The sequence below is a fragment of the Protofrankia sp. Cj3 genome (assembly GCF_917627355.1).
Lineage (GTDB): Bacteria > Actinomycetota > Actinomycetes > Frankiales > Frankiaceae > Protofrankia.
The window spans coordinates 9735-17997 of record NZ_CAKJTR010000040.1; the positions used below are offsets into that span (position 1 = coordinate 9735).

The 8263-nt window shown below is 70.0% G+C and carries 7 protein-coding genes, 1 tRNA gene and 2 pseudogenes; 6 read left to right on the top strand and 4 right to left on the bottom strand.

The genetic code is table 11. From position 1 onward, the window contains the following. Positions 1-79: 79 nt before the first annotated feature. The 6 genes from MJ783_RS07825 to der all read left to right on the top strand — a co-directional run bounded on the left by MJ783_RS07825 (position 80) and on the right by der (position 6088). On the top strand, positions 80-715 hold the full coding sequence (locus MJ783_RS07825; RefSeq protein WP_239309598.1) for an SMC-Scp complex subunit ScpB: 636 nt from the start codon (positions 80-82) through the stop codon (positions 713-715). A gap of 12 nt (positions 716-727) precedes the next feature. Next, on the top strand, positions 728-1474 hold the full coding sequence (locus tag MJ783_RS07830) for a pseudouridine synthase (protein WP_239309600.1): 747 nt from the start codon (positions 728-730) through the stop codon (positions 1472-1474). A gap of 180 nt (positions 1475-1654) precedes the next feature. Beyond that, positions 1655-2782 carry a prephenate dehydrogenase gene (locus MJ783_RS07835; RefSeq protein WP_239309601.1) on the top strand — a complete coding sequence of 376 codons (1128 nt, stop codon included), beginning with the start codon at positions 1655-1657 and terminating at the stop codon, positions 2780-2782. A 255-nt stretch (positions 2783-3037) separates the two neighbouring features. After that, the gene (gene cmk, locus MJ783_RS07840; RefSeq protein ID WP_239309603.1) at positions 3038-3844 is read left to right on the top strand and encodes a (d)CMP kinase; all 807 of its coding nucleotides are present in this window, start codon (positions 3038-3040) and stop codon (positions 3842-3844) included. Beyond that, on the top strand, positions 3814-4557 hold the full coding sequence (locus MJ783_RS07845) for a lysophospholipid acyltransferase family protein (protein ID WP_370651528.1): 744 nt from the start codon (positions 3814-3816) through the stop codon (positions 4555-4557). The genes cmk and MJ783_RS07845 overlap by 31 nt, the downstream gene beginning before the upstream one ends. A 127-nt stretch (positions 4558-4684) precedes the next feature. Continuing rightward, positions 4685-6088 carry a ribosome biogenesis GTPase Der gene (der, locus tag MJ783_RS07850; RefSeq protein WP_239309605.1) on the top strand — a complete coding sequence of 468 codons (1404 nt, stop codon included), beginning with the start codon at positions 4685-4687 and terminating at the stop codon, positions 6086-6088. A gap of 158 nt (positions 6089-6246) precedes the next feature. Here der and MJ783_RS07855 read toward each other — a convergent pair. The 4 genes and pseudogenes from MJ783_RS07855 to MJ783_RS07870 all read right to left on the bottom strand — a co-directional run. Then, positions 6247-6633 (bottom strand): annotated as a pseudogene (locus tag MJ783_RS07855) (type II toxin-antitoxin system VapC family toxin); the annotation flags it as partial. A gap of 17 nt (positions 6634-6650) precedes the next feature. Then, entirely contained in the window at positions 6651-6914 is a 264-nt protein-coding gene (locus MJ783_RS07860) for a hypothetical protein (protein ID WP_239309607.1), read from the bottom strand. 565 nt (positions 6915-7479) lie between these two features. Then, positions 7480-7556: transfer RNA gene (locus tag MJ783_RS07865), tRNA-Pro, on the bottom strand. Between the two features lie 342 nt (positions 7557-7898). Next, a pseudogene (locus MJ783_RS07870) lies at positions 7899-8263 on the bottom strand (hypothetical protein); the annotation flags it as partial.

Here is an 8263-nt window from a genome sequence, read left to right on the forward strand (position 1 = left end):
CGGCCGGCCCGACCACGGCTGATCTGGATGCGGCTGACCTGAACGCCGGCCAGCGTAGGAAGCGAGGAACACGACAACGATGACAGCGGATGTCCACCCGGCCGCCGCGCACGAAACCGCGGAGCGCCAGCGGCCCTTGCTGGCCGAGCCGAGCGGGGCCGAGGCGGTGGCCCGCCCGCCGCTGCCCGCGCTCGTCGAGGCGATCCTGATGGTCGCGGAGAACCCGGTCCCGGTTACGGAGATCGCCGTGAGCCTCGACGTCCCCCACGCGGAGGTCGAGCGTGTCATTGCCGGGCTGGCCCGCGGTTACGTCGAGCAGGGCCGGGGCTTCAGCCTCCGTGACGTCGGTGGCGGCTGGCGTTTCTACACCAGCGATGAGTGCGCGCCCTGGGTCGAGCGGTTCGTGCTCGCCGGGCAGAGCCCGAAACTGTCCCAGGCGGCGCTGGAGACGCTGGCGATCGTCGCCTACCAGCAGCCGGTGAGCCGTGGGCGGATCTCCGCGGTGCGGGGTGTGTCCGCCGACGGTGTGATCCGTACGCTGACCACCCGCCGGCTCGTGGAGGAGGCGGGCAGCGACCCGGAGAGCGGGGCGACGCTCTACCGGACGACTGCCTACTTCCTGGAACGGATGGGTCTGCGCCACCTCGACGAACTGCCTCCGCTCGCCCCGCTGCTGCCCGGCATCGCCGACGTGGATGACATTGTCGGCTCATGACATTCTGGGCTCATGACAACCGGTGACGTGAATACCGAGGGCGTCCGGCTGCAGAAGGTTCTCGCGGCGGCGGGGCTCGGGTCCCGGCGGCACAGCGAGGAGCTGATCGCCGCGGGCCGCGTGCGGGTGGACGGCCGGGTCGTCGAGGCGCAGGGCCTTCGGGTCGACCCGCAGACCGCGGTCATCGAGGTCGACGGCGCACGGGTCGTGACCAAGGCGGGCCTGGTTCACCTCGCGTTGAACAAGCCGGTCGGGGTGCTGTCGGCGATGTCGGACGACCGGGGCCGACCGACCGTCGCGGACCTGGTGACCGACCACGCCCCCGGCCTGTTCCACGTCGGGCGGCTCGACGCCGACAGCGAGGGCCTGCTGCTGGTCACCAACGACGGGGAGCTGGCACATCGGCTGGCGCATCCGTCGTTCGGTGTCGCCAAGACCTACCTGGTCGAGGTGAGTGGGCCGGTCGGTCGGGACGTGCCGCGCCGGCTGCGGGCGGGGGTCACCCTCACGGACGGGATGGTGACCGTGGACGCCGTGCGGATCGTGAGCTCGGCCGGGCCGCGGGTCATGCTTGAGATCACGTTGCACGAGGGGCGTAAGCACGTCGTGCGTCGCCTGATGGACGCCGTGGACCACCCGGTGCGCCGGCTGGTGCGGACCCGGATCGGGCCGGTGTATCTCGGCTCGCTGCGGGCCGGCCGGACCCGGCACCTTTCCCAGGCGGAGGTCGGCGCGCTCTACCACGAGGTCGCGCTGTGACGCGGATGTCGCCATGACTGCCGTCACAATCAGTTCCGTGCAGGCCGGGAACGCCTCCCGTGCCTGTCGCGCCTGCCGTGCCTCCCGTGTTCGGCTGGCTGGTGGCGCGCGTTTGGGCAAGCCGGCTGTCTGGCTCCCTGGTCGAACGACGACTCCCGAAACACGCCGTAGGGTGGCGCGGTGACTGTCGCGCCCGCCACACCGGGATTCCCGCCCCCCGGACCGCCGCCGGGCCGGGTCGGTGTGGTGGGGGCCGGCCTGATCGGTACCAGTATCGGGCTGGCACTGGGCGTCCACGGCATCGAGGTCCTGCTGGCCGACATCGATCCTGAACAGATCAAGGTCGCCGAGGCCATGGGTGCCGGCCAGCCATGGCATGGTGAGCCCGTGGGGCATGCGGTCATCGCGGTTCCTCCGCACGCTGTCGCCGGTGAGCTACGGAAGGTGCAGCGGGCGGGGCTCGCCGAGACGGTCAGTGATGTCGCGAGCGTGAAGGCCCGGCCGATCGTCGAGGCCGTCCAGGCTGGATGCGATCTGTCGATGTGGTGCCCCGCGCACCCGATCGCCGGGCGTGAGCGCGGCGGCGCGGCCTCGGCCCGTGCTGACCTGTTCGCCGAGCGAGCCTGGGTCGTCTGCCCGGTGCCGCACACCTCACCTGCCGCCTTGGCCGCCACGATCGCGATCGCGCGGGCGTGCGGTGCCACACCGGTGCGCGCGACGCCCGACCGTCATGACACGGCGATGGCTGTCCTGTCCCACCTGCCGCAGGTGGTCGCGAGCCTGCTGGCCGCCGCCACCCCCGACCTCGACGCAGGCGAGCTGGCTCTTGCGGGCCAGGGGTTCCGGGACGCCACCCGCTTGGCCGACAGCGATCCCAGCCTGTGGTCGTCGATTCTGGAGGGCAACCGCGGGCCCGTCGCTGTCCGGGCCAGGCTGCTCAGCGAAAAGCTCGCCAGGTTGGCCGAGGTGCTCGACCGGGGTGGTGAACAGGAGGTTATCGAGGTTGTCCGCGGGCTCATGGCGGCTGGAAACACCGGCCGGGCGCTTTTGCCGCGCAAGGTCAGCGCGGCGATGCGGCCGTTGGCCTGGGCCTGGGTCGGAGTGGTGCTTGCGGACCGGCCCGGTCAGCTAGGCGAGCTGTTTGCGACGATCGGCGGCTGGGAGATCAATATTGAGGATATCGCCGCGTTTGAGCACAATCTCGACGCTCCGGCCGGCATTGTGGAGATCGCTGTTTCGCCCGATATCGTGGGTACGCTGCTGGATCGGCTTGCCGCCGCCGGCTGGACCGCCTATCGCAGGTCGTGAACGCCATCCTTCGTGGGTGGGCGGCCCCGAGTAGCCTGATCCGGGCTGACCACATCGGCCTTGACCTGGCCGGCGGCTTGGGTGACGACCTGGGCCGGCTGGGCTGGCTGGGTCGGCTGGGCCGGTTTCACCGTGTCGGTTGCTGACGGTTTTCTGATGTAGTCGGGTTACTGTGTGTACGCGGATTCCACCTATGCGCGGTTTTCGTGTGTGCACGGTCTTGTGCGTAATTGTCGCGTCTGGACGGAGGAAGCGGTGGAGCAGGACCGCGGTTCCCGTGAGTCAGTGGGCGTAACGGCCACTGACAATCAGGAAGTGTCCACGGGCGGCGAAGGCCGCTGCACCGGGCACAGTCAGGTATTGACGTCCGAGGGATTGTCCGAGGGATTGGTCGTAGCCGTCGACGGGCCGGGAGGCTCCGGCAAGAGCACCGTCGCCAGGGAGATCGCCCGACGGCTGGGCCTGCGCTATCTCGACACCGGCGCGATGTACCGGGCGGTGACACAGGTCGCCTTGGAGAGCAGGATCGACCTTGAAGATCACAGCGCTGTGGGGGAACTGGCCGAACGGGTGGTGCTGGCTGTCGGTACCAGTCCGGACAGTCCCACGATCGCGGTGAACGGCGAAGCCGTGGAGGACAAGATCCGCGGCAGGGCGGTCACGAACGCGGTGAGCGCGGTTGCCGCGGTGCCGGCGGTCCGGCGTCTTCTCGTCGCTCGCCAGCGGCAGATCATCGCGGCGTCCCCGACGGGCATCGTGGTAGAAGGCCGTGACATAGGTTCGGTCGTTGCTCCGCAGGCTCCGGTCAAGGTGTTCCTGACGGCCTCGACCGAGGTCCGGGCGTTGCGGCGGTCGCATCAGCTCGGGGAGAAGGGCATCGACGACGTGGCCCGTACCCTCGCTGAGCTCGATCGCCGGGATGCGCTGGACTCGACGCGTGCCGCGGATCCGCTGGCTGTCCCCGAGGATGCGATCATGCTCGACTCGACCAGCCTGTCCATTGAGGCTGTTGTGGACGAGGTTCTGCTGCACTGCGAACGGGTAACGGCCGACGCGTCATGACCGCCGAAAGCCCCGACGCCATGGAAGCGGGCGCCGGGCAGCCTCCGGCGCGCGTGCCGCGGCGCGGGGCGGCGTCCAGGCCCTACCGCGGCGTCGCGCACAGGGCGCTCAAGCCACCGGTGCGGTTTGTCCTGAACCAGATCGTCATGCGGGTGACCCTCCAGGGACTTGAGCACGTGCCGGCGACCGGCCCGGTGATCTTTGCGGGAAACCACAGCAGTCTGCTGGACGGCCCGCTGGTCGTCATCGAATCACCACGTACGGTACGCTGCCTGGTGAAGTCCGAAATGTACGGCGGCATACTTGGTATGCTGCTGACCATTGCCGGCCAGATCCCGGTCGACCGTGGCCGGCCGGATCGGGCCGCCCTGCACACCGCGCTTGACGAGTTGGGGCGCGGCGGAGTCATCGGGGTGTTTCCGGAGGGCACCCGGGGAACGGGCGAGCTGGAGACGGTGCAGCACGGTATCGCCTATCTTGCTGTTCACGGACGGTGCCCGGTGTTGCCGGTCGCATGTATCGACACCGCTCGGGCCCTGCCGAAGGGTGCCCGGTGGCCCAGGCGCTCCGTGCCCACCCGGGTGGTGTTCGGGCGTCCGTTCGACGTGGTGGTTCCGGCGAACCCGCGATCGCGCCGAGCGTTGGCGGCCGTGGCGGAGGACATCCGGTTGCGGATCGCCGACCATCTCGTGCGGGCTCGCCTGCCCAGCTGATCGTGACGTGCTCGGCTCCCGCGTCGAGGCCGCCGGGAAGCCGCAGCCGGGAAGCCACCGCGGGGGCTGTCACCGGCATGACCGAGCGGCTGTGGTCACGGCGGTACCGGAACGATGGCGAACAGACATGACAAACAGAGACGAGGACGTTGTGGGTGTGGCTTCGCAGCTACCGCAGGACGAGGCCGAGCACCCGCTCGGTGGCACCGAGCGGCAGCCCGTGCTGGCGATTGTCGGCCGCCCCAACGTCGGCAAGTCGACGCTGGTGAACCGGATCCTGGGCCGGCGGGCCGCGGTCGTCGAAGACATCCCGGGCGTGACCCGCGACCGGGTCGCCTATGACGCGACCTGGAGTGGGCGGCGTTTCGTCGTCGTCGACACCGGTGGTTGGGAGCCGGACGCGCGTGGGCTTGCCGCCCGCGTCGCCGAGCAGGCGCGCGTCGCCCTGGACACAGCCGACGCGGTGCTGTTCGTGGTCGATACCACGGTGGGCGCAACCGACGCGGATGAAGCTGTCGCGCGCGTGCTGCAGCGTTCGGGGCTGCCCGTCGTCCTCGCGGCGAACAAGGTCGACGACGCCCGGACGGAAGCGGACGCGGCCGCGCTGTGGAGCCTCGGGCTTGGCGAGCCGCATCCTGTCTCATCCCTGCACGGCCGTGGCAGCGGCGATCTGCTCGACGCCGTGCTCGCGGCTCTCCCCGCGGCCCCGCGGGAGCGCTTCGAGGAGGTGACCGGCCCACGGCGGGTAGCGCTGCTGGGCCGGCCGAACGTGGGGAAGTCCAGCCTGCTCAACCGGCTCGCCGGGACGGAGCGCTCCCTGGTGCACGAGGTCGCCGGTACCACCCGCGATCCAGTCGACGAGCTGGTGACCGTCGGGGGTGAGGTGTGGAAGTTCGTGGACACCGCCGGTCTGCGGCGCCGGGTACGGGAGGCGACCGGAGCGGAGTACTACTCCTCGCTGCGCACCGCGGCGGCGCTGGAAGCCGCTGAGGTCGCGATCGTCCTGCTGGATGCCGGCGAGCCACTGACCGAGCAGGATCAACGGGTGATCACCATGGTGGTCGACGCCGGGCGGGCGCTGGTGCTGGCGTTCAACAAGTGGGACCTGCTTGACGAGGACCGTCGCCTCACTCTGGAACGTGAGATCATCCGAGACCTCGGCCGGGTTGCCTGGGCGCCGAGGGTGAACGTGTCGGCGATGACCGGCCGCGCGGTCGACCGGCTCGCGCCAGCCCTGCGGTCCGCCCTGGAGTCATGGGGGACGCGTATCTCCACCGGCCGGCTCAACACCTGGCTCGGCGAGGTCGTGGCGGCCACCCCGCCGCCGTCGAGGGGCGGGCGGCTGCCCCGGGTGCTGTTCGCGACGCAGGCCGGTGTGCGGCCGCCCCGGTTCGTCATCTTCTCGACGGGATTCCTGGAACCGGCTTACCGTCGTTTCCTGGAGCGGCGGCTGCGCGAGGACTTCGGTTTCGCCGGAACTCCGATCGAGATCTCTATCCGGGTGCGCGAGCGAGGTGAGAAGCGCCAGTGACGATCAGCACACCGACGGGTCGGCCCACATCAGACCGACCGGCAACAGGTGCGTAGATCAGGGAGCGGGGTGGGGTGTGTGCCCCAGCCCCGCGACGCCGCGTCCCTATTGCCGGGCCCTCTAAATCCTCCGGTTGGAGCCGCGCCTTTCAGCGCGGGTCAGGGTAGGAGCGTCAGCGCTCGGTGTGTCTTGACGATGGTGAAGTGGCGCCGGTCGACAGTGGCGACTTCGTCGACGCCGAGGCGTTCCGCACACGCGATCACGGATGCGTCCACGGTGCCGAGGGGCAGGCTGCGGTAGCGGTTGACGAGGTCAGCGATGCGTAGCCAGTCGGTTGGGTGGACAGGTTCGACGTCGAACGCGCCGGAGGCCAAGTCCGCGATGAATCGAAGCTCAGCGTGCGTGCCGAGGCGGGTGCCGAGCAGGTAGACAACTTCGGTCACCACCAGGGTCGGCACGATCAGAGGACCGGGGTGGGTTTCCAACAGCTCGGCGCACGCCTCGTGGTGTTGGTCGTCGGCGTCGACATAGGCGTAGAGCGGGCCTGCGTCGACGACGAGAGCTACGGCGCCACCTCGCTGGCGAGGATCTCCTCGATCCGCTCGGAGATGTCGTGTCGCCCGCTGCGGCCAGCGGCGCGGGCGCCGAGAACACGCCGTCCGTGGGCCGCCTCGCCGCCGCGTTCGAGCAGTTCGGCCAAGCCCGCCGGGACGATCGCGGCCAGCCGCCGGCCTCGTTCGGTCAGGTAGACAACCTGCCCGGACGAGGCGGCCTCGCGGGCCACAGCGGCAAGCTGCTCGCCGTCTGGGAGCGGCATCTCGGTCATGGCAACATCGTAGCGGCATGTTGTGGGCTACCTTCGGCCGCGAGCCGTCATCGCTCTGCGTAGCGGGGATCGGACAGCCCACCCGCCGGCCTCGGTCGGCGGCAGGTGCCCGGAAGGAACCCTCCAGCCATCGCCGCGCTTCTGGAGGCCGAGCGCATCGCGCCCAAGCAGATCCGAGAGCACCCAAAAGTCCGGGTCCTGGTCCGAGACCTCCTCCAGGACCCTGGATGGCGCTCTGACCAGGAGCTCCGTGCGTTGGCGGACCGATGCGGGGAGCAGTCTAGGCGACCCGCACAGAAATTGCTAGACCGTATTTACGTTACGGCCCGTACTTCAAGTGCGGGTTGGCGGCGCCACCTGAGCCAGGTGGGCAGCCCTGACGAATAGCCTGCAACCGATCTTCCTCAACGACGACGCCGGAGTGCTTCTGAGTAGGCACCTGGGCGCCGCCCGGTCCCCAAATGGTCCCCAAGCCCGATCAGCCTGGCCCTGGACGGGAACAAGGAGATCCACAAAAAGTGGCCGCTGACCTGGGCTTTTGCCTTGTCGGCGGCCACTTTGATACTGGTCGGGACGACAGGATTCGAACCTGCGACCCCCAGACCCCCAGTCTGGTGCGCTACCAAGCTGCGCCACGTCCCGTACGCGCCCTACGTTACCCCATGGCTGAGGCAGGCTTGGGCCCTGGGTGACGCGGTCGGGACTCGCACCGCGTCACCCAGGGCTCCGGCGAACCTGGGGCTGGGGCTGGGGCCGTGTCCGGTGTTGGCTGCCGGCTGGGAGAGGCTGCCGGCCGCCCGGATGCTCTTGTTATCCGGACGGCCAGCGGTTCGGGTGGCCGCGGGGAAACTTCGGCGGCGGCGCCCCCCGGACTCGTCTTCCCTGGAGCCTGCGGCGCGCGGAGGGAGTTACGATCGCGCGCTCGTCGGCCCAACCGCGGTCTGGATGCGCCTGCTGAGATCCAGGCGCATCCAGACCCGTTGGTCACTGCGTCGCGCGATTCCTGCGACGAGCGGTGAGGCCCGCGCCGAGCATCGCGGCACCGAGCCCCGCACCGGCGACCGGAGTGATCGGGAACGACGGCGCGGTGCCGCCGCCACCGGCGTCGACGCCATGCGACGGCGCGGGGTAGGACTTGGCCTCCGACCAGGACCTGTCGTCCTTCTTGGCGCCTTCCCAGGACTTGTCGTCCTTCTTGCTGTCCCACTTGTAGTCGTGGGGAGCGCCGTACGACGGCGCGCTGGCAGCCGTCGGCGCCGCGGTGGTGCTGGCAGCCGCTGTTGGCGTGGGGGCTGCGGTGGTGCTGGCCGCTGTCGGCGCCGCGGTGGTGCTGGCAGCAGTCGGCGCCG